Genomic DNA, 20,048 nt, shown 5'->3' with positions numbered 1-20,048 from the left:
CACCCCGGACGTCCGGTGAGGGTCATGTGCGGTTTCCTTCACCGTCGCACCGCTGGTACACCGTGCTTACCCAGCCGTAACTTACTTGCCAGTCAACTGCGTTGGCCCTTGCGATCCGGATCGCAGGTGAACGGCTCACCGAGCACTTCGGAGTCCCCCTCACCCCGCAAGGAGCATCGTATGAAGCTGCCCTGGTCCAGAACGCTCACCCTGCTTCCCGCCCTCGCCCTGGCCCTCGGTGTCACCACCACCGCGCCCGCAGCTGCCGACGCCCCCACCGTCCGCAGCGGCTGGAACAACTACTCCTGCAAGCCCTCCGCCGACCACCCGCGGCCGGTGGTCCTGGTGCACGGCACCCTGGGCAACGCCATCGACAACTGGCTGGGCCTCGCGCCCTACCTGGTGGCCCGCGGTTACTGCGTCTTCTCCCTGGACTACGGGCAGTTGCCCGGCGTCCCGTTCTTCCACGGGCTGGGGCCGGTCGACGCCTCCGCCCAGCAGCTCGCCGCCTACGTCGACCGGGTGCTGGCCGCCACCGGCACCTCGAAGGTCGATCTCGTCGGCCACTCGCAGGGCGGCATGATGCCGCGGGTGTACATGAAGTTCCACGGCGGCGCGGACAAGGTGAACGCGCTGGTCGGGCTGGCCCCCGACAATCACGGTACCGATCTGAACGGTCTGACCCGTCTGCTGCCCTACTTCCCCGGCGCCAAGCAGTACCTCGACAAGCTGACCCCGGGCCTGTCCGACCAGATCGCCGGCTCGGAGGTCCTCAACCGTCTCAACGAGGGTGGCGACACCGTCCCCGGAGTGCACTACACCGTGATCGCGACCAAGTACGACGAGGTCGTCACCCCCTACCGGACCGCCTTCCTCGACGGCCCCGATGTGCGCAACGTCGTGCTCCAGGACCTGTGTTCCGCCGACTACTCCGAGCATGTGGCCATCGGCATCGTCGACCGCCTCGCCTTCCACGAGACGGCCAACGCCCTCGACCCGGCCCACGCCACCCCGACCACCTGCGCGTCGCGCTGACCGGGAGCCGGTCCGGCCCACCGCCCGTGCGGGGGCCGGACCGCGCTCCGTATCGGGCCGGCCCTGTCGTACGGTCCTGGCCGCGCCGTCCGCGGTTCTCGTCTCCGTCGTCGCCGTCAGTCGCCGGCCAGCAGTGCGTCGGTGCACCGCTCCGCCAGGTCCTCGGCGTGTGCGGGCAGCGGCGTTCCGCCGCGCAGGTGGCGGCGCACCACGGACAGCGGGAGATCGATGACGGCGAGTGTCACCCGGTCCAGGCCCGGCCTGCCGTGCATCCCCAGTGCCCCCGCGAGCGCCGCCACGGCCGCCCGGACCTGCATGTTCCCCTCCTCCGCGCGGAGCAGATGCTCGTCGGACCAGTCGTCCCGCCCGAACTCCTGCGCCCCGTAGAGGAGCAGCGCGGCCTCCGCCGGGTGTGTGCGGCTCCACGACACGATGTGCCGGGCGGCCGCCCGCCCGCCGGCGCGAGGGTCGTCCCTTGATTCAAGGGCCTCGAAGTAGCCCTCCTGGAAGCCCTCGACGGTCCGCAGCCATACCTCGGCGAGCAGCGCCGAACGGCCCGTGAAGCGGTGGTAGAGCGAGCCGCTGGGGGCGCCGACGGCCGCCGCGACCGCGGACATGGTGACGCCCGAGGGCCCGGCCTCGGCTGCCAGCCGGACGGCGGCGTCGAGGAGCTGCGGCGTATCGAAACGGGGTGGCCTGGCCATGTTCTAGAGGGTACTCTCCACTATATTGGAGAAGCGCCTCTAGAACCTTCCTGGAAGAGGTGCGGACCAGGTACGGAAAGGGGCGCGATGGGCGTCTACAACGTGCACGAGAGGGTGCTTCCGGCGCCTCGGGCCGAGGTGGGCCTGCTGCTCGACGGCCTGTCCGGCGACACCGACCGGCTCTGGCCGGGTCGCGACTGGCCTCCCATGCTGCTCGACGGCCCGCTGGCACCGGGCGCGGCCGGCGGCCACGGCCCGGTCCGTTACACCGTGGCGGCCCACGTCCCGGGCCAATGGGTGCGCTTCACCTTCAGCGGACCACGCGGCTTCCACGGCTTCCACGAATTCACCGTCCACCCGGTCGGCCCGGACCGCACCCTGCTGCGCCACACCCTCGCCATGCACGCCCGCGGCCCGGCCCGGCTCAGCTGGCCGCTGGCCTTCCGGCACCTGCACGACGCGGTCCTGGAGGACGGCCTGGACCGCGCCGAACACGCCTGTACGGGCACCGTCGCCCGGCCCGCCCGCTGGAGCCGCTACGTCCGGCTGCTGCGCCGCCTCATCGGCTGACGCGGTCCCGGCGGATCCCCCGGCGCAGCGTCAGAAAGCAGAACGCGGCGCCCGCCAGACCCGCGGGGATCAGCAGCAGCCATCCGGAGAAGGCCAGCACCGCCGCCGTCAGCAGCGTGCTTGCGCACACGCCGCACCACAGGGGAGTGCGGCGCGGCAGCAGCACCAGTGCGGCGGCCAGGCCGGCGAGGGTCACCGCCGCCAGACAGGTGGCGGTGGCCCTCATCAGGACGTCCAGATCGGCGCCGCCGAACCCGGCCGCCGCGCCGACGAGAACGGCCGCCCCGCCCAGCACCGCCAGCGACCGCCGCGGCACCTCGCCCGGCGCGCCGCCCTCGGCCAGCAGTCGTGGCGCCGCCCCGTCCCGGCCGAGCGCCGCACCGAGCCGGGACGCCCCGGCCAGATACGAGTTGACCGCGCCGAAGGTGAGGAAGAGCGCCGCCGCGGCAGCCACGGGGCGCGCCGCGCCGCCCACGCTCCGGGCGAGCAGCTCGGTCAGCGGGGTGTCGGTGGCGGCCGCGGCCGGCCCCAGCGCACCGATCGTGACCACCGCGAGCCCCAGGTAGAGCACGGTGATGACGGCGAGCGTACGGCGCGTCACCCGCGGCAGATCCCGTCCGGGATCGGCGAACTCGCCCGACAGATGGCTGGCCGCCTCCCAGCCCGCGAACGCGAAGAACAGCACCGAGGCCGCCGACCCCACCGAGGACCAGCCGCCGGGCAGGAACGGTGTGAAGTGGCGGGCGGATACCTGCGGGGCGGCGGCCAGCACCGTGCACAGCAGCACCGCCGCCAGCAGTCCGCCGAACAGCAGCTGCACCCGGCCCGACAGTCGCAGCCCCACCGCGTTCGAGGCCAGTGACCCCGCCAGCACCGCCCCGGCCACGGCCGCCGCGCCCGTGCCGCCCCAACCGGCCGCATCGGCCACGTACTTCCCGCCGATCCAGGCCGCCGAGACCACACCGATCGGCACCGCTCCGTAGAACCACCACCCCACCACGGCCGCCGCCCGCGGCCCGATCGCCCGGTGCACATACGTGGCCACGCCCCCGCCGTCGGGGAACCGCGCGCCGAGCGCCGCGAAGGCGGTGGCCACCGGCACGCACAGGGCCAGCAGCACCACCCAGGCCACGAGCGAGGCGGGTCCGGCCGCGTCGGCGGCCAGGGACGGCAGGGCCAGGACACCGGGGCCGAGCACCGCGCCGGCGCACAGCGCGGTACCGCTGCCGATGCCCAGCCGCCGTACATCCGGACGTTCGGAAGCGGGAAGGGATGTTTCTTGTACGGTCACAGTCGCAGAAGGTAACCGTGCAAATGATCAAATGGGGCTCCGGCCGAACGAAATTCGGTTGGCACGGCACCATGGAGTCCATGGACGACATTGATTCGGCGATTGTCCGCGAACTGCAGCGCGATGCACGGCAGACCAATCGCGAGCTGGCCGGCAGACTCAACATCGCGCCCTCCACCTGTCTGGAGCGGGTCCGCGCGCTGCGCGCCCGCGGCGTGCTCACCGGCTTCCGGGCCACGGTCGATCTGCGCGCCCTCAACCGCCCCGTACAGGCGTTGCTCACGATCCGGATCCGTCCGATGAACCGCGAGGTCATCGAGTGGTTCAAGGCGTTCTTGACCTCGTTGCCGGAGGTGCTCAACGTCTATGTCGTCGCGGGCGGTGACGACTTCCTGGTCCATGTCGCCGTCCCGGACGTCGACCGGCTGCATGCGCTCCTCATGGACCAGGTCTTCAAGCGCCGCGAGGTCGTCGACTGCCGCAGCTCGGTCATCTACCAGCACGTCGCCAACGACATCATCGAGCCGTTGCCGCCGAACGGCCCATAACAGGGCGACGCCGCCCCCGAGGTGAAGAAAAGGGGGCGGCGTCGGTTCCCGGACGGCGGGGGCGGAGGACTCAGCCGTGGTGCCGGGCGGCCTTGCGGCGGGTGGTGGCGAACAGCACCCCGGCACCCACGGCCAGGACGGCGGCGCCGCCGATGGCCAGCGGGGCGGTGGAGCTGTCACCACCGGTCTCCGCCAGCCGCCGGCCGCCGGCGGGCGTGCCGCCGCCCTGGGCCCGCGCGGCGTTGCCCTCGGCCTTCGAACTGCCGCCCGGCGCAGGGGCGTCGGCGCCCGCCGGCGTCACCGCATCGGTGTGCGTGCCGGTCCCGCTCTCCGTGTGCTCGTGCCGGTCCGTCCCGCTCTCCGTGTGCTCGTGCCGGCCCGTACCGATCGACGACTTGCCGGCGGCCGCCGAGAGCTGGGTGGCGCTCGGCGCGGAGGCGGTGGGCGCGGGCTTCGCGGCGGTCCCGCCGCTGTCCTTCCCGAAGACCACGTCCGAGCAGGTGTAGAACGCCTCCGGGCTGTCCGACCGCTGCCAGATGCTGTAGATCAGATGGCGCCCGGACCGTGCCGGCACCTTCCCGTCGAAGACGTACTCCCCGTTGGTCAGCTTCGGATCGGTGACCTTCGCGAACGGCTTCGACTCCAGGTCGGACCACTTCAGCGGCTTGGCCGGGTTGTAGCTGCTCTTGGTGAGGTACAGCTCGAAGGACCCCCGGTGGGGCGCCGTGGCCTTGTAGTGGAAGGTGTGGCGGCCCGCCCGCATCGTGGACGAGGGCCAGTCGCCCCGGGGCAGGTCCAGGCCCTTGTACTCCGCGCTGTTGGCACTGCACAACTTGCCGTCCGGGATGCGTGTTTTGGACTGCCCTCCCGCGTTGCCGTCCCGTACGCCGTTCCAGTCGTAGAGCGCCTGGGTGCCACCGGCCTGCACGGCCGCCTTGCACGCCGCGGACTTCGGGCTCTCCGGCCCCTCGGCGAAGCAGGCCGAGACCCGGCTGACCGGGTCCGTCATCGAACCGTGCGCGGCGGCCGGGCTCGCGGTGAGCACGGTGAGCGCGAGCGGCGCGATGCCGGTCAGCGCGATCCCGGTGGCTTTACGACGAACGCTCATCGTGGGGGTCTCCTTCATCAGTTGTGTCGAGCGAGAGCACGAGGAAGCGCAGTGGTGGGGGGCCGGACGCAGACCACGGCGCCGTCCCCCCGTGAGCGGCGCCAACGGCCCGCAGCGCCGCCTGACGAGAAGCACGCTAGCCCCGCTGAACAGCGCATTTGACGCTCGAAGGCCGTTCCGGAGGATCTTTATGGCGGGCTTAAGGAGCGGCTAAGCGGGGGCACAGGAAGGCGGGGAGGAAAGGGGCATCGGGGGCCGGGGGCTCCGCCAGTTGTCCGTGACTGCCCGCGTCGGTCCGCGGGGATGTGCCTCCGTGGCTCCCTGCTCGGCTCCCCGACCGCTTCGTTGCGGCGCCCGGCAGGCCGCAGGGAAGTCTCTCGTCCAAGGCCGGTGCGAAGGCGGCACCCGCCTTCCTGTGTCATCCCAAGCCCAGCAGCTCCGCCAGATTCCCGCCCAGCACCCGCGCGCGGACCTCGCCGGGTGGCGTGACCCGTTCCACTGTGGCGCGGGACAGAAGGGGGTCGCCGTAGGGGGCGTCCGAGCCGAAGAGGGTACGAGTGGGGAGTTCGCGGACGGCCAGGCGGACGGCGAAGATGATGTGAGCTGTCGACAGTTCCAGGTAGATGTTCGGCGTGGCACGGGCCAGCTCGATCGCCTCCATCCAGTGGGTTCCGGCCAGTTGGCTGATCACGAGCGGCACCCTCGGGTAGCGGGCAGCCAGGCCGGCCAGGGTGCGCAGGTCCGCTGCGGTCGTGGGAGCGTAGCCGTGGACGACCACCGGGAGGCCGGCATGGTCGCGCGCCGCCCGGAGCACCGGCTCGACCAGGGCCGCCTGGTCCGGGGGCGGGGTGAGCTCCCCGATGCCGTGCAGTCCGCGGCCTGCCACTGCGTGCGCCACCGCGGCGGCGGTCTCGGCGGCGGAACGGCCCAGGGGGACGGAGCCGAAGCCCAGGAAGCGGTCGGGGTGGGCGGCGAGGGCCTCGTGCAGCTCCCGCTCCGCCCTGGCGTAGCCGTCGTCGATTGCGTAAGTACCGCCGTCGGTCCGGCCCGCCAGCGCGCGGTCCAGCACGCTCATCTCGTGGCGGAGGGAGGCCAGGTCCGTCGCTCGTTCCGGGTGTGGGCGGGTGGGGAAGAGGACCGTACGGTCCACGCCCGCGTCGTCCAGCACGGACAGATGGGCGTCGAGCGGGTCGTGGACATGGCTGTGGGCATCGATGATCATGTGCGCCTTCCGGTGGTGCGGGCCGCCGGCGGAATGCGGGCAGCGGGGGCCAGTGTTGATCCCTGACACCATGGGAAGGTCAAGCGAGAGGGGCAGGCCTTGCTGATCGGGGAGTTGGCCGAGCGGACCGGGACCAGTGAGCGGCTGCTGCGCTACTACGAGCGGGCGGGGCTGCTGCGGCCCGAGCGGCTGCCCAACGGCTATCGCGCCTACACCGAGTCCGACGCCGCCGCCGTACGGCGCATCCGCGCTCTCCTCGCGGCCGGGCTGCCCACCCGCATCATCCGCCAGGTGCTGCCCTGCACCACCGGCACGGTCGCGGTGCAGCCCTGCCCCGGCGTGCTCGACGCGCTCCGCGGCCAACTGCGCGCCCTCGACCGCCGGTCCGCCGAGCTCGCCGCGGCCCGCGAGGTGCTGCGCGAGACCATCGCCGGTGCGGAGGGCCGGCGCGGCGAGCACCCGCAGCACAGGCCCGTTCCCCAGCGGCCGGACATGTGACGACGCCTGGGGCCGGTCCGGCGGATCAGGGTCGGCAGGCGCTATGCCCCCGTGAAGTCCCCCTGGTCCTCGAGGTGTTCGAGGAGTGTGTCCAGGTCGTTCGCCGGTTCGGGGCCGGTGGTGGGGCCGAGGGGGAGTTCGGCCCAGATGATTTTTCCCTCGGCGGTGTAGCGGGTGCCCCACCGCTCGGCGTAGCGGGCGATGAGGAACAGGCCGCGGCCTCCCTCGTCGGTGGTCCGTGCGTGGCGGAGGTGCGGGGAGGTGCTGCTGGCGTCCGAGACCTCGCAGATCAGCTCGCGGGCCCGGATCATCCGCAGGCCGATCGGTGCGGAGGCGTGCCGGAGGGCATTGGTGACCAGTTCGCTGACGATCAGCTCGGCGGAGAAGGCGAGTTCGTCCAGCCCCCACTCCCTCAGCTGTCCGGCAGCGGTCCTGCGGGCCTCGCCGACCGCGGACGGGTCGGCGGCGATCTCCCAAGCGGCCAGCCGGGTACGGGGCAGGGCCCGGGTACGTGCCAGCAGCAGCGCCACATCGTCGACCGGCCGCCCGCCCGGCAGACCGCCGATCACCGTCTCGCAGATGTCCTCCAGAGGAGCCTGCGGATCGGCCAGCGCGTCGCGCAGCCTGGTGATCCCCCCGTCGAGATCGAGGGCCTTCCCCAGCAGCAGTCCGTTGGTGTACAGGGCCAGCAGACTCCCTTCCGGCAGCGGCAGTTCGACGGATTCGAAGGGCATCCCGCCCAGCCCCAGCGGCGGGCCGGTCGGCAGCTCCAGAAGCCGGCCGGTGCCCTCGGGGCTGACGAGCAGCGGAGCGGGGTGACCGGCGCGGGCCAGGGCGCAGGAGCAGCTGACGGGGTCGTAGACGGCGTAGAGGCAGGTGGCCCCGATGGACCCGTCGTCGGTGTTCGTGTCGTGGGCGACGCGGTTGAGCATGTCGTCCAGATGCGCCAGCACCTCCTCCGGGGACAGGTCCAGGTCCGCGAGCGCCTGTACCGCCGCGCGCAGCCGCCCCATCGTGGCCGCGGCATGCACGCCGTGGCCGACCACATCGCCGACCACCAGCGCGACCCGTGCTCCGGACAGCGGGATCACGTCGAACCAGTCACCGCCGACCCCGCTGAGGGAGTCGGCCGGCAGATAGCGGTAGGCGGCTTCCACCGCGCACTGCTCGGGCAGATCGCGCGGCAGCAGGCTGTGCTGGAGGGTGAGGGCCGCGGTGTGCTCGCGGGTGTACCGGCGGGCGTTGTCGATGGAGATCGCGGCGCGGGCGACGAATTCCTCGGCGAGCACCAGGTCGTCGGGCTGGAACGGTCCGATGGGCTGCCGGCGGGCGAACGCGGCCGCTCCCAGGAAGACGCCCCGTGCCCGGAGCGGCACCACCATCAGCGAATGAAAGCCCAGTCCTTGCAGGTGCGCCGCCCGGAACGGGTCATCGGCCGACCGGTCACCCTCGGCGAGGTCCAGCGTCTGGAGCAGCGTGGAGTCGCCCTTGGTGAGGCTCCGCACGACGGGCGCCGACGGGGGATAGGCGGCCGCTTCCCCGATGGCGACCACGGCCTCGGGGCAGCCCTCGCGGACGGACTGTGCTCCGGCCCGGCGCATGGTGAGCAGGTCCGCCGCATCGAGCGGGCCGGGCGCCGCGTCCTCCCTGGTGAGCAGCGCATCGAGCAGATCGACGGTGACGAAGTCGGCAAGATCCGGAACCGCCGCGTCGGCGAGCTCCTGCGCGGTCCGCAAGACATCCAGCGAGCTGCCGATGCGTTCGCCGGCCTTGTTCAGCAGCGCCATCCGCTGCCGCGCCCGGTAACTTTCCGTGACGTCGAGGACCATGTAGCAGACGCCGAGCACCTGACCGGCTTCGTCCTCCAGACGGAAGAACGATGTGGAGTAGGCGTGCTCCCGTTGCGGATCGGACTGCGGGCGCCCCAGGTATTCGTAGCCGACCGAGGGGATGCCGGTGCTCAGCACCCGGCGCATCTCCGCCTCGATGGACTCCCCGTCCAGGCCCGGCTGGATGTCCGCCAGGCGCTGCCCGAGGCGCTGCGCACGGGTGGTACCGCCCATCTCCTCCAGGGCGTCGTTCAGCCACACGAACTGGAGATCGGCGTTCACCATGGCCACACCGATCGGCGACATGCCGAGAATGCCCTCCAGGAACGAGCGGCTCGCCCCCGACCAGGGCGTCCGCGCCATCTCCGCGGCAAGCACGAGACGTGCGGAGTCCTTCCGGGCATCCAGGAGGGGCAGGACGCGGAACTCCAGGTCGAGGCGGTGCCCGTCCTTGTGCCGTACGGCCTCCAGCCCGCTCCAGCCGTCCGCGGACGCCAGCCGGGTCTGCCACCTGCCGTCCTGCTCGGGCCCGGCGCCCACCCCGGCGAAGAGGTCCGCCAGGGGCCTGCCGACGGCCTCGGAGACCGGATAGCCGAGGAGCCGCTCCGCGCCCCGGGTCCAGCCCTGCGTCACCCCCGCACGATCGGCCATCACCACGGCCGTCCGTGTGAGGTCGAAGACCCCGTCTCCGGAGAAACGGCTGCTCTGTGAGGCACTCATCTGACCGGTTCCGTGCCGGTCCACCATGCGGGCACGCGCTCTTCTCGCGGCGGCGCCATCGCTCCGGACCGGCCCTACAACGGTACTCCCTCACCCTGTCCGGGCGCCCTTCACGGCAGCCGTGGCGGGGCCGTTCGGCACGCGTCCGCAAGGCCTCCGCCCGCCGTTGTCAGTGGTCGCTGGCACCATCGGCACATGAGCACCGATGCGCCCGCCGACCCGGCCTCTCAGCCCTCCACCGGACCTGTCAACCCCCCTGCCGCCCAAGGGGAATCGACCCTGCCGACCGCCGACGCCGCCTACTGGGAAGCGGCCGCCGACTCCTTCGACGACGAGCCCGATCACGGTTTGCGCGACCCCGCGGTCCGCTCCGCCTGGGCCGTCCGGCTGCGTGCCTGGCTCCCGTCCGGGCCCGCCACCGTCCTCGACCTGGGCTGCGGCACGGGAAGCCTGGCCCTGCTCGCCGCCGAGCGGGGCCACCGGGTCACGGGCGTCGACCGTTCCCCGCGCATGATCGCGCGGGCCCGCGCCAAGCTCGCGGGCCGGGACGCCGCGTTCATGGTCGGTGACGCCGCCGAACCGCCCGTGGGGGAGCAGCGGTTCGATGTCGTCCTGGTGCGCCATGTCCTGTGGGCGCTGCCCGATCCGGTGGCCGCGCTGCGCCGGTGGGCCGGGCTGCTCACGCCCGGCGGCCGGCTGGTGCTGGTCGAGGGCCGCTGGGGGGAGGCCGAGCCGGTCGGCATCCCGGCCGCCGAACTCACCGCCCAGGTCGAGCCGTTGGCGGCGCGGACATACGTGGAGAGCCTCTCCGGCGATCCGGCGCTGTGGGGCAAGGAGGTGACCGACGAGCGGTATGTGCTGATCGCCGAGCTCCCGCGCCGGCACACCGAAGTGGTCGACGTCCACCTCGTCCTGCGCCGCGGCGAGGAGGTGCTGCTCGCCCGCCGGGCCGGTACGGGCTATGCGGACGGTCTGCTGCACGCCCCCTCGGGCCATGCGGAGGACGGTGAGGACGTCAGGGAGGCCATGATCCGGGAGGCCGCGGAGGAGATCGGGCTGCGACTGGCGCCCGAGGACCTGAAGGTCGCGCTCGTCATGCAGCACTGCGCCCCGCCCCCGGCGCAGCCCCGGATCGGCTGGTTCTTCGAGGCGGCGTACGGGGCGGGCGGCGAACCGTGGAACCGCGAGCCGGACAAGTGCGCCGAGTTGGCGTGGTTCCGGCTGGATGCGCTGCCGGACGACATGGTCGCGTACTGCCGCGCCGGCCTGGACGGACTGCGGGCGGGACACCGCTTCCTGCTCCACTGGCACCGGCCCGGCGACGCCGTCGCCCATGACCCGTCGGCGCCCTCGCGCGCGGTCACCCTGGACGGGGCGTGGCCGAGCGGGTGAACGGGCCGGTGCCGGTGGCGCGTCAGCCCCGGGCCACCTCCCGCACATACCGCCATGCCCCGGCGAACGGCCGGTAGCCGAAGGCGTGGTTGACGGCGAGCATCGGGACGTTGTCGGCGTCGTTGTGGGTGAAGGCCTCGGTGCAGCCCGCGTCGCGGGCCCGGCGGAGGGAGGCGGTCTTGGCCAGCCGGGCCAGGCCCTGGCCGCGGAAGGCGCGGCGGGTGCCGGTCATGGCCGAGGAGTAGCCGGTGCGGCCGTCGGTGGCGGCCAGTGCGAAGGCGGCGATCTCCCCGTCGACGGTCACCACCGAGGTCAGGTCCAGGTCGATGTGGGGGTGTTCCCAGGTGTGCAGCAGCCAGTCGTCGTAGGCCATGGCGTCGCAGGTGACATCGCCCGGCTCGTCCGCGGTCACCTCCGCGTCCGCCGCGTACAGCGGGTGCGGGTCGGCCTCGAAGTCCGCGCCGGTGTGCAGCCGGACGCCGGAGGGGAGGGCGGAGGGGAGCGGCGGCAGGTCTCCGGCCGTGAGGTCGAGGCGCAGGTAGCGGGCCCGGCGGGTGCGGCGGTAGCCGTGGCCTTCTGCGAAGCCCGTTACGCCGGGCTCGTCCACCGCCCAGGCGAAGAGCCGTTCGGCGCCGGCCGCGACGAGATGCTCCTCGGCCGACATCAGCAGGGCATGGCCCACACCCCGGCCGCGGTGCCCGGGACGGACCTCAGGGGTGGCCGCGGCCTGGCCGGGGACGTCGGCGTCGTGCAGCACCGCAGCCTGGACTGCGCCGACGACCCTGCCGTCCAGCTCGGCGACGAACAGCCGCAGACACTGCGCCGCGGGGGCGGTGGAAACCTCCCAGGCGATGCCCTGCGGGGTGGCGAGCCGGTACGGCACCACGGCCCGTCTGAGGTCGGCGACGGCCTTGGCATCGGCGGGGCGGAAGTCGCGCACGGTAAGCGTCATGACGGCGGACGGTACGCGCCGGTAGGCCGTTGTGCCGCTCTTTTTCGCGTGAGCGGGGTGAGAGGCGCGGGTGTCTCCGGACGGTTCGCGGCCGGCCACGCGACGGCGAGCTCCCGCGGGGCGAGATCCCCGACGCGGGGGACCTCCCGGCACGGTGGACGCTCCTGACGCACAATGGGTGCGACAAAACCGCGCACCGACGGGTACGAGTACGTCACGCATCCCCGGGGACGACCCTCCGGGAGCGGGTCGTCGTGCATCCGCCCGCCCCACCACCAGCACCAGGAGCGCCACCGTGTCCCCGCAGACCTTGACCATCACCATCGATCCGGCCGCGGATGCAGCGCCGTTCGAGCAGGTACGCACCCAGATCGCGGACCAGGCCAGGGACGGCGGCCTGCCGGTCGGTTACAAACTCCCCACCGTCCGCGGTCTGGCCGAAGACCTCGGCCTGGCCGCCAACACCGTCGCCAAGGCCTACCGCGCCCTGGAGACCGACGGCGTGATCGAGACCCGTGGCCGCAACGGCAGCTTCATCGCGGCGGCCGGCGAGGCCGCGGACAAGGAAGCCGCCGCGGCCGCCGAGAGCTACGCCCGCCGCGCCCGGCGCCTCGGCCTGGACCACCGTGCCGCCCTCGCCGCCGTCGAGGACGCCCTGCGCGCCACCTACCGCACCGACGCCTGAGCGCAGCCACCGCGCCCACGCCCGAAAGGAGCCGCATGCCCAGCAAGCAGGCGCTCGTCCGCCGTCCCGGCCCCCGCCTCGCCGAGGGCCTGGTCACCCATATCGAACGGCGCCCCGTCGACCCCGCGCTCGCCCTGCGCCAGTGGGAGGCCTACGTCCAGGTGCTGCACGACCACGGCTGGCACACCACCGAGGTCGACCCCGCCGACGACTGCCCCGACGCGGTCTTCGTCGAGGACTCCATGGTGGTGTTCCGCAACGTCGCGCTGCTCGCCCGCCCCGGCGCCGGCCCCCGACGCGCCGAGGTGCCCGCCGCCCGCGCGGCCGTGGAGGCGCTCGGCTGCTCCGTCAACGAGATCCGGGCGCCCGGCACACTGGACGGCGGCGACGTCCTGAAGGTCGGCGACACCCTCTACGTCGGCCGCGGCGGCCGCACCAATGCCGACGGAGTACGCCAACTCCGCGCCGTCTTCGAGCCGTTGGGCGCCCGTGTGGTCGCCGTACCGGTGAGCCGGGTCCTGCATCTGAAGTCCGCGGTGACCGCACTCCCGGACGGCACCGTCATCGGCCACCCGCCCCTGGTCGACGACCCGGCCGCGTTCCCCCGCTTCCTGCCCGTCGCCGAGGAGTCCGGCTCCCATGTCGTGCTGCTCGGCGGCGGCAAGCTGCTGATGGCCGCCTCCGCGCCCCGGAGCGCCGAGCTCTTCGCCGACCTGGGATATCAGCCGGTCGGTGTGGACATCAGCGAGTTCGAGAAGCTGGAGGGCTGTGTGACCTGCCTGTCCGTTCGGCTGCGCGAGCTGTATGCGTGACGGGGCATCATCCCCGGGCACCTCGTGTGCCTGCCCGGACCGTACCCCGGCCGTGCCTATCGTGGCGCCATGAGCAACCTTGAACTCAGACCCGCGCCCCATCCGTGCGGCGGCAACGGCCGTACGGGTCCGGTCCGTGATGTACAGCCCGGCAAACAGGTACCACTCGGCGAGAGCACCGTCGTCCGCAGACTGCTGCCGAACCTCGGCCGGCGGATGGTCGGCGCCTGGTGCTTCGTCGACCACTACGGCCCCGACGACATCGCCAGTGAGCCCGGGATGCAGGTGCCGCCGCATCCGCACATGGGCCTCCAGACCGTCAGCTGGCTGCGCGAGGGGGAGGTGCTGCACCGCGACAGCCTCGGCAGCCTCCAGTCCGTACGGCCGCGGGAGCTGGGCCTGATGACCTCGGGCCGGGCCATCGCGCACTCCGAGGAGTCGCCGCCCGGCCATGGCCCGTTGCTGCACGGTGCCCAGTTGTGGGTGGCGCTCCCCGGTGAACACCGTGACACCGCCCCGGCCTTCGAGCACCACACCGACCTGCCGGTGATCACCGGCGGCGGCGGACTCTCCGCCACCGTCATCCTCGGCGAGCTGGACGGCGCCACCTCACCCGGCACCACCTACTCCCCGCTGGCCGGCGCCGACCTCACCCTCGCCGCCGGCACGGACGCCCGTCTGCCGGTCGACCCCGACTTCGAGTACGCGGCGCTGGCCATCTCCGGCGAGAGCGAGGTCGACGGGGTCCGCCTGGCCCCCGGCGCCCTCCTCTACCTCGGCTGCGGACGCAGCGAACTGCCCCTGCGCGCCGACTCCGACAGCAGCCTGATGCTGCTCGGCGGCGAACCCTTCGAGGAGAAGCTCGTCATGTGGTGGAACTTCGTGGGGCGGTCCCACGAGGATATCGCAGAGGCCCGTTCGGACTGGATGTCCGGCTCCCGCTTCGGCGAGGTGCACGGTTACGACGGTGACCGGCTGCCCGCGCCCGAGCTACCGCCAGGGCCCCTCAAAGCACGCGGGCGAGTGCGCTGACCAGGTGTTATGTGCCACTGAGCGATTCGCTTCTTATTGCGGCCATGTCTACCTGGTGTGGCTGATCTAGGTGACTTGCCGCGCCTCACAGGAACTGCTCGGAGGGGGCGCCGAGAGTCGCGGGTTTGGTCTTCTGTAACCACCTCTAGTCAGCCTCATGCTGACCCAATGCTGACTTTTCTGATGGTTGGTCACCTCGGGGTGGCACTGAGCGCGCGCTCTGTGATGCATGTCCGGTCCATCAAGCCGCGGGTCAGGGAGTCGACGGCCATAGGGGCCTACCTCGCTAGAGGTTGTCCCGTATGGGTGTGAGTTATCCGGCGAGGGCCAGATTGTGGAGCCGGGAAACGCCGAGCATGGCCTGGTGAACACCATTACTCTTCTAGCCTGATGGCGCGGATGACTTGGCGGCGTTGCGGCATGCCTCATGAAAGGCTACTTGCGGTGAAGCTATTTATGGACGAGTCGGGAAACGGAAACGCTTCCCAGCCATTGATCGTAGGCGCGGTTGAGCTGGGTGACGATGCAGAAGACATCGAGGAAAGAATTCAAGATCTGTACAAACGCCTGGTCGCGAGGCGCAGCTTGACCGGATTTGGCAGCTTCGAAGATTTTCGCAAGGACGGTTTTCACAGCTCGAACGATCCGACAGAGATCTCCGTCCCATTTCGAGAGCTCATGCGGACCACCTTCTTCAGGGCGTATATGGTCGTCACTGATCGAACGAGTTTCCCCCGTAATGCCGAATCCGAGCTAATCGAGTTCATGTACGTAAAGTTGTTGAGTGATTTACTGATTCGGCATCGCCATGAACCCGAGTTTCTTTGCTACATAGAGCAGAGCGAAGAAATGGCGTCGATCATTCGCCGACTTCCCGATGCCGTCGCCAGGCGGGCCCGCAAGAAGGCCGGTAGAGATGCATCGTTGCCACGGCCGAATATTTCAATGGTCGCTAAGCGTGATTACATGTCTACGGCCATCATCGACTATGTCATGGCCGACGTAAGTAGATGGCTCCAAAAGGACCGCACCAAGAACCCGAAAGACTACGCTTATAGAGCATTCCGCGAGATTGAACCGTCCGTTTCCATGCTCTATTCGTTCGAGCTTGGTCGCATTTCCAGTCGAAAGGACCCCCTTCATTGATGTGTGATACACTCACGCCTGAGGTAGGGCCGCGGTCAACGTTGTGCGCGAGTTCGCGTGCGTTGCATGATAGCCCTTGCACGGGAGTGTGGCCCTACCTCCTGACGCGCCACCGCAGGGGGTCCAGTGTCTTTCTCGGTTGATCAGCTGGCTGAGCAAGCTGGCTTATCGGTTGAAAATCTGGAATGGCTATCCGCGCATCTGCCTGCAGGTGAAGGGCGTTTCTATGTCCAGCGGAGGCACCGCAAGAAGCACGGCGGAATACGAGAAGTATTCGAGCTGAAGTCGCCATTCAATGCCGTTAGCAAGAATTTGCATCGGAGCTTTACGGGCCGGTTCTCGTATGAAACTCCCGACCATGTTCACGGATTTGTTCGCGGACGTTCCACGATCAGTAATGCCAGTCAGCACCTTGCGAAGAGGTGTGTATTGCGCATGGACCTTGAGGATTTCTTTCCGTCCATTGGTGCCGCAACAATAAGGGCTTCATTGCGAGAGCAAGACTACGATGAGAAGGCTGCGGAACTTGCTGTCAGTCTCGTTACTATCGGCGGCAAGCTGCCAATCGGACTTAGTACGTCGCCCCTCTTGTCTAATTTGGCCTTCCTGGGCACAGACCGCTCGCTTGCCGAGTATGCGCGGTCGGAAGGTCTGACGTTTACGCGCTATGTGGACGATCTCACATTCTCCGGCGACGTTACTGACCGCCACTCGGCGGATATCGCTCGCATTCTCGACGACGCTGGCTGGTCGGTAAACACGCGCAAGACCGCTTTCATGCGCCGCGGTGGTCCGCAATACGTTACCGGTTTGTATGTCGGAGACTCGGACGGGCCGCGGATTCCGCGCAACCTAAAGCGCAAGATGCGATGGATCTTGCACGTGATATCGAAATTTGGTTATGAGGTCTATATGGCCGAGTTCGGTGGCGAGGACGAGGGGATGTATCGGCGTCGGCTATTGGGCTGGGCATGCTATATCGCCGCAGTCGAGCCAGACGTGGGCTACCCACTACTGCGAGCATTCGATGGACTAGTTCCGGAGGGGGATGACGAGGATCTAGAGGGGTACGAAGAGGATCTATACGACCTGCTCTAGAGGTGAACGCCGTCGCCCTTGAGCCGGCAGTCCCGCAGAATCTTCCAGTTCTTCAGCCGTGACAGGGCGTGCTCGCAGGTCGTGGAACACCTCGATCAGCCCGTAGAAGGTGTCCTCGTCCCATGACTCCGGTGCCAGGGGCCACAGGTCAGGGATGCCGAGGCGTCTGTCGATCACCTCGGAGCGGTCGGACAGGTCACAGGGATCGTCGGCGCACTCCTCGCCGAACACCTCGACCAGGTACCCGTTGTCGGCGAATTCGTCGATGATCCGTGCAAAGTCGCGCCGGGTACTCGCCTGGCAGTGCCGTCATGGGAGAGCCCTCTGCCGTGACGTTGCGGCCAGTATGGCCGCGGCGCTACCGAATGCCGGAGCTCGGACGCACGGTTGATGAGTTCAGCGAACCAGGCGGTCTTGTCCGGCCCGGCGCTTCTGGCAGTTGCCCAAGCATCGGTTTGCCAGTCGTCCGCCTCCTTGAAGTCCGCAACGACGGTTGTGCCGGCCAGCGCCTCCGTCATGAGCCATATCGCGCGGTCCTGCCAGGCGCGGTCGTCGCTGGCCGTTCGGAGTATGCGCTCGCCCTCAGAGACGAATAGCGAGGTTGGCCAGCGGAGTTCGTAGTTGCTCAGGTCCAGACTCACAGCATCATCACCCATCCACTGTCTTCCCTGGCCCTGAGGCGTGGAGGACGGGTATTGATGCGGGCTGTCGGGTGCGTGCTCTACGCGCTGCTTGTCCACCGGCGTCGCGCAGATGACGACGTTGGGCCCTCACACAGATCAGTGGACGACCCAGCTCTTCGTACGGTCGCCGCGTTTCAGAGTGTCCAGCCGGAAGGCGAGCTGGGCAGCCGCCTCCAGGTCACCCAGGTCGGCCCGGCGGATGAAGGAGCCGAGCGTGTGGAGGTCCCGTAGCTCGGTGAGCACCGGGAGCCCTGGCCAGTCGGTGAGGTCGTAGCCGTATGCGTAGGAGAAAGCGCGCAGCTGGTCGGTTGTGCGACCGAAGCGGACGCCCTGGAAGGTGTTGGCGAGGTCGGTCTCGCGGGGGCCGATTGCTGCCTCGTCCCAGTCGCTGAGCCTGGCGGCGGAACCGTCCCAGAGGGTGTTGCCTGGGTAGGCGTCACCGTGGATCAAGCCCTGGCCGAGGGGGAAGTCGAGGTGCGCGTAGGCGTCCAGGAGTTCGTCGGAGCGGCCGAGTATCCACTCGCGGTCGCTGGGCGTGAGGGTGGTGCTGGACTCGACGACGGGGCGCAGAGCCAGGTGGGGGCGATAGGCGGGCAGCTCGATGGGGGGCTCGGGGAGCCGGTGCAGCCGGCTGAGCAGATGGCCCAGGTGCTCCGGGCCGGGAGGCGGGCCGTCGGGCTGCGGGTAGTGCTGCCACACGGTGATCGCGTATCCGTGGACGTCCAGGGGCTGCGATACGTCGAGTGGCTCGGTGACCTCAAGTCCGTGGCCGGCCAGCCACCGGGTGAGGGCGATGGCTCGTTGCATCGAGTCACGCTGTTCGTTCCGGCTTACTCGGACAACAGCGTCGGCGTGGGGGAGTAGATAGACGGAGGTGGCGTGGGTACGTAGGGGCGAGAGCCCGCGCGCCGAGAGCCCCCAGACCGTGCAGGCCCGTTGAGCGGCACCCTGGGGCGTAAGAGATGTCGTGGTCATCGCTCTGACCGTAGCGCGGCCGTGCCGTCGATGACCTGGTAGCCGTGGATGAGGTCCGCCAGCTGCCCGATGGTCCGGTCGCCTTTGAGGTCGGTTCGGCGCATGAGGTTGCCGAGGCGATCCATGGCGCTGCCCAGCTGGCGGATGCGCATCTGCGGCGGCAGGTCCAGGACATGTTGGAGGGCGGTTGTCGCCCCGTCGGAGTCTCCCTGGAGGATGCCGGCGGTGATCAGGTCGATATGGGCCAGAGCCTCGTCCCCGTACGAGCGTTCTTCTCTTGGGCCGCTGCGGTACGCGGCGATGGCGGCGGTGGCGTGCCGGTGGGCCTCCTCGTACTTCCCGAGCAGTGTGTAGGTGCCGCCGAGGTAGTAATCCTGCTTCGCGAGGGGAAAGGTCAGCAGACCGCCGAACTGCTCGACCTCGTCATGGAGCGGTGTCTCCTCCCTGGCCTGCCGCATCCGGTCGATCGCGGCCAGTGCCAGCTCGTGATCGCCGATTCGGGCCGCCGCGCGGGCTTCGATCGCGGCGACGCGGATACGGGCCTCGCCTGCCGGGGCGAGCTGGGCGGCGTGTTCCGTCAGCTTCAGCGACATCCGATTCTGTGGCGACCACTCGGTGATCAGTGCGGCCGTGCCTGCAGCCCACGCCCGCAGGCCGGTGTGGTCCGCCTGCTCGGCGCACAGGCGCGCGGTACGGATCTGTGCCAGCGCTGATGGCTGTTCGCCGAGGTTCTGTGAAGCGTGCGCGAGCAGCAGGCAGGCCGTCCCCGCGAGCATGAACAGCTCGCGGCTCTGCTGGGGGCGCTGGCGGCCTTGCAGGCGGTCGAAGAGTTGATCCCGTACCGCGACGAGCTCGGTGAACAGCGGGAGCAACGGTGCGTGGACGTAGTCGGTGGCGATGCGGGCGAGCGTGAATCCGAACTGCTCCAGCTCGTCTGTGCTGACGTTGCTTGACGAAATGAATTCAGCGAACGCGTTGGAGGACTGCGCCGCTCCGGTGGCAAGCGAGCGCAAATGATCGGCTTCCTCACGCTCGGGCTGCGGCGCCTCGTGCACAGGCGTACTGCCGGAAGCGAGCGGACGGAGCTCGACCGGCACATCCAGCGCGTCCAGGAACGCCTCGGTTTTGTCGAGACGCGTCAGACGTCTGGCTCCGGATTCGAGCTGGGACAGGTAGCCCTGGCTGAGTCCGGTGAGGCGGGCGAGGTCGTCTTGCCGCAACTTGGCGTGTTGCCGTAGGAGACGGCTCACCTGCCCGAAGTCCATTTCCCGGAGGGCTTCTTGGATCCCGGGGTCCGCCCAGATACGGGCCGGAACGGAGCGTGGCTCGGGCGCGGTTGAGGTTGGCGCGGCTCGTGCGCACGCCCCACACAGTTCCCGTTCGTCAGCGTTGTAGCGGCTGAGGCGACACCCGCACTTCAGGCAACGTCGCTCACCGCTCACTGCCCCTCCCGACCTCGGCCGACCGATACGGACGCATGGTGCTCATGCTGGCATTGCAATTGCCATATTGCAGCCCAATTCCCTTATCACTCGGGCGATATGCGATCTCTCACGCCTGGTGGCAGCGTGATCCGCCAGCCGTTGCCGAGACGAACTGACCTCGGCGTGGCAAGGACCTTGGGAGGTATGTCCATGACGGCGAACCACCAGATCGCGTTCAACATTCTCCGTGGGGAAGCGGCGGTTGCTGAGGCTCGGCACCGTGCTGGCGTGGATCCGCATAGCACTGCCAAGCGTGAGCAGCAC

At 70.0% G+C, this 20,048-nt stretch carries 18 protein-coding genes and 1 pseudogene; 10 read left to right on the top strand and 9 right to left on the bottom strand.

Features of this window, described 5'->3' with window-relative positions; translation table 11 throughout:
- The first annotated feature begins 180 nt into the window (after window positions 1-180).
- Window positions 181-1,035: an esterase/lipase family protein gene (locus tag K7C20_RS08065; RefSeq protein ID WP_053208377.1), complete on the top strand. Its 855-nt coding sequence runs from the start codon at window positions 181-183 to the stop codon at window positions 1,033-1,035.
- A 116-nt stretch (window positions 1,036-1,151) separates the two neighbouring features.
- Here the strand turns inward: K7C20_RS08065 and K7C20_RS08060 are convergent, their stop codons facing one another.
- Window positions 1,152-1,739 carry a TetR/AcrR family transcriptional regulator gene (locus K7C20_RS08060; RefSeq protein ID WP_030078657.1) on the bottom strand — a complete coding sequence of 196 codons (588 nt, stop codon included), beginning with the start codon at window positions 1,737-1,739 and terminating at the stop codon, window positions 1,152-1,154.
- An 87-nt stretch (window positions 1,740-1,826) separates the two neighbouring features.
- Between K7C20_RS08060 and K7C20_RS08055 the strand changes: the two genes are divergently transcribed.
- Window positions 1,827-2,309 (top strand): hypothetical protein, encoded by a 483-nt coding sequence (locus tag K7C20_RS08055; RefSeq protein ID WP_053208376.1) that lies wholly within the window; start codon window positions 1,827-1,829, stop codon window positions 2,307-2,309.
- On the opposite strand, the gene K7C20_RS08050 is transcribed toward K7C20_RS08055, so the two are convergent.
- Entirely contained in the window at window positions 2,299-3,600 is a 1,302-nt protein-coding gene (locus K7C20_RS08050) for an APC family permease (RefSeq protein ID WP_245170927.1), read from the bottom strand. The genes K7C20_RS08055 and K7C20_RS08050 overlap by 11 nt on opposite strands.
- 80 nt (window positions 3,601-3,680) lie before the next feature.
- Here K7C20_RS08050 and K7C20_RS08045 point away from each other — a divergent pair, with 80 nt between their 5' ends.
- On the top strand, window positions 3,681-4,148 hold the full coding sequence (locus K7C20_RS08045; RefSeq protein WP_030078661.1) for an Lrp/AsnC family transcriptional regulator: 468 nt from the start codon (window positions 3,681-3,683) through the stop codon (window positions 4,146-4,148).
- Between the two features lie 70 nt (window positions 4,149-4,218).
- Here K7C20_RS08045 and K7C20_RS08040 read toward each other — a convergent pair whose 3' ends face one another.
- A complete protein-coding gene (locus K7C20_RS08040; protein ID WP_053208375.1) occupies window positions 4,219-5,256 on the bottom strand; it encodes a lytic polysaccharide monooxygenase in 1,038 nt (345 codons plus the stop codon).
- Between the two features lie 418 nt (window positions 5,257-5,674).
- Entirely contained in the window at window positions 5,675-6,478 is an 804-nt protein-coding gene (locus K7C20_RS08035; RefSeq protein WP_030078667.1) for an amidohydrolase family protein, read from the bottom strand.
- A 99-nt stretch (window positions 6,479-6,577) separates the two neighbouring features.
- Between K7C20_RS08035 and K7C20_RS08030 the strand changes: the two genes are divergently transcribed.
- On the top strand, window positions 6,578-6,976 hold the full coding sequence (locus K7C20_RS08030; protein WP_048829059.1) for a MerR family transcriptional regulator: 399 nt from the start codon (window positions 6,578-6,580) through the stop codon (window positions 6,974-6,976).
- Window positions 6,977-7,017: 41 nt separating this feature from the next.
- Here the strand turns inward: K7C20_RS08030 and K7C20_RS08025 are convergent, their stop codons facing one another.
- Window positions 7,018-9,525: a SpoIIE family protein phosphatase gene (locus K7C20_RS08025; RefSeq protein ID WP_053208415.1), complete on the bottom strand. Its 2,508-nt coding sequence runs from the start codon at window positions 9,523-9,525 to the stop codon at window positions 7,018-7,020.
- Window positions 9,526-9,720: 195 nt separating this feature from the next.
- Between K7C20_RS08025 and K7C20_RS08020 the strand changes: the two genes are divergently transcribed.
- Window positions 9,721-10,917, top strand: coding sequence for a methyltransferase domain-containing protein (locus K7C20_RS08020; protein ID WP_078952787.1), 1,197 nt, complete (start codon window positions 9,721-9,723; stop codon window positions 10,915-10,917).
- Between the two features lie 22 nt (window positions 10,918-10,939).
- Here K7C20_RS08020 and K7C20_RS08015 read toward each other — a convergent pair whose 3' ends face one another.
- Window positions 10,940-11,869, bottom strand: coding sequence for a GNAT family N-acetyltransferase (locus tag K7C20_RS08015; protein ID WP_053208414.1), 930 nt, complete (start codon window positions 11,867-11,869; stop codon window positions 10,940-10,942).
- Window positions 11,870-12,164: 295 nt separating this feature from the next.
- Between K7C20_RS08015 and K7C20_RS08010 the strand changes: the two genes are divergently transcribed.
- From K7C20_RS08010 to K7C20_RS07990, 5 genes are all read left to right on the top strand, one after another.
- Window positions 12,165-12,554, top strand: a complete 390-nt coding sequence (locus K7C20_RS08010; RefSeq protein WP_053208374.1) for a GntR family transcriptional regulator — start codon at window positions 12,165-12,167, stop codon at window positions 12,552-12,554.
- 35 nt (window positions 12,555-12,589) lie between these two features.
- Window positions 12,590-13,366, top strand: coding sequence for a dimethylargininase (ddaH, locus tag K7C20_RS08005; RefSeq protein ID WP_030078685.1), 777 nt, complete (start codon window positions 12,590-12,592; stop codon window positions 13,364-13,366).
- 69 nt (window positions 13,367-13,435) lie between these two features.
- The gene (locus K7C20_RS08000; protein ID WP_030078687.1) at window positions 13,436-14,398 is read left to right on the top strand and encodes a pirin family protein; all 963 of its coding nucleotides are present in this window, start codon (window positions 13,436-13,438) and stop codon (window positions 14,396-14,398) included.
- 390 nt (window positions 14,399-14,788) lie between these two features.
- Window positions 14,789-15,544 carry a hypothetical protein gene (locus tag K7C20_RS07995; protein WP_150127150.1) on the top strand — a complete coding sequence of 252 codons (756 nt, stop codon included), beginning with the start codon at window positions 14,789-14,791 and terminating at the stop codon, window positions 15,542-15,544.
- A gap of 126 nt (window positions 15,545-15,670) precedes the next feature.
- Window positions 15,671-16,642: a reverse transcriptase family protein gene (locus K7C20_RS07990; RefSeq protein ID WP_078952785.1), complete on the top strand. Its 972-nt coding sequence runs from the start codon at window positions 15,671-15,673 to the stop codon at window positions 16,640-16,642.
- Window positions 16,643-16,705: 63 nt separating this feature from the next.
- On the opposite strand, the pseudogene K7C20_RS39240 reads toward K7C20_RS07990, so the two are convergent.
- The 3 genes and pseudogenes from K7C20_RS39240 to K7C20_RS07980 form a co-directional block, all read right to left on the bottom strand.
- Window positions 16,706-17,298, bottom strand: a pseudogene (locus K7C20_RS39240) (hypothetical protein); the annotation flags it as partial.
- A gap of 123 nt (window positions 17,299-17,421) precedes the next feature.
- On the bottom strand, window positions 17,422-18,300 hold the full coding sequence (locus K7C20_RS07985; RefSeq protein WP_048829061.1) for an aminoglycoside phosphotransferase family protein: 879 nt from the start codon (window positions 18,298-18,300) through the stop codon (window positions 17,422-17,424).
- On the bottom strand, window positions 18,297-19,565 hold the full coding sequence (locus K7C20_RS07980) for a helix-turn-helix domain-containing protein (protein ID WP_048829062.1): 1,269 nt from the start codon (window positions 19,563-19,565) through the stop codon (window positions 18,297-18,299). Before K7C20_RS07980 ends, K7C20_RS07985 begins: the two co-directional genes overlap by 4 nt.
- Window positions 19,566-20,048 lie beyond the last annotated feature (483 nt).

The sequence above is a fragment of the Streptomyces decoyicus genome (genome assembly GCF_019880305.1).
Classification (GTDB): Bacteria; Actinomycetota; Actinomycetes; order Streptomycetales; family Streptomycetaceae; genus Streptomyces; species Streptomyces decoyicus.
This window is presented reverse-complemented; position numbering and strand designations above follow the sequence as displayed.

Coding starts and splice junctions, on each gene's coding strand:
- K7C20_RS08045 (WP_030078661.1), top strand. CDS start 3,681: ATGGACGACATTGATTCGGCGATTGTCCGCGAACTGCAGCGCGATGCA.
- K7C20_RS08015 (WP_053208414.1), bottom strand. CDS start 11,869: ATGACGCTTACCGTGCGCGACTTCCGCCCCGCCGATGCCAAGGCCGTC.
- K7C20_RS08025 (WP_053208415.1), bottom strand. CDS start 9,525: ATGAGTGCCTCACAGAGCAGCCGTTTCTCCGGAGACGGGGTCTTCGAC.
- K7C20_RS07985 (WP_048829061.1), bottom strand. CDS start 18,300: ATGACCACGACATCTCTTACGCCCCAGGGTGCCGCTCAACGGGCCTGC.
- K7C20_RS08065 (WP_053208377.1), top strand. CDS start 181: ATGAAGCTGCCCTGGTCCAGAACGCTCACCCTGCTTCCCGCCCTCGCC.
- ddaH (WP_030078685.1), top strand. CDS start 12,590: ATGCCCAGCAAGCAGGCGCTCGTCCGCCGTCCCGGCCCCCGCCTCGCC.
- K7C20_RS07995 (WP_150127150.1), top strand. CDS start 14,789: ATGGCGCGGATGACTTGGCGGCGTTGCGGCATGCCTCATGAAAGGCTA.
- K7C20_RS08055 (WP_053208376.1), top strand. CDS start 1,827: ATGGGCGTCTACAACGTGCACGAGAGGGTGCTTCCGGCGCCTCGGGCC.
- K7C20_RS08020 (WP_078952787.1), top strand. CDS start 9,721: ATGAGCACCGATGCGCCCGCCGACCCGGCCTCTCAGCCCTCCACCGGA.
- K7C20_RS08060 (WP_030078657.1), bottom strand. CDS start 1,739: ATGGCCAGGCCACCCCGTTTCGATACGCCGCAGCTCCTCGACGCCGCC.
- K7C20_RS08000 (WP_030078687.1), top strand. CDS start 13,436: ATGAGCAACCTTGAACTCAGACCCGCGCCCCATCCGTGCGGCGGCAAC.
- K7C20_RS08040 (WP_053208375.1), bottom strand. CDS start 5,256: ATGAGCGTTCGTCGTAAAGCCACCGGGATCGCGCTGACCGGCATCGCG.
- K7C20_RS08035 (WP_030078667.1), bottom strand. CDS start 6,478: ATGATCATCGATGCCCACAGCCATGTCCACGACCCGCTCGACGCCCAT.
- K7C20_RS07980 (WP_048829062.1), bottom strand. CDS start 19,565: ATGGACTTCGGGCAGGTGAGCCGTCTCCTACGGCAACACGCCAAGTTG.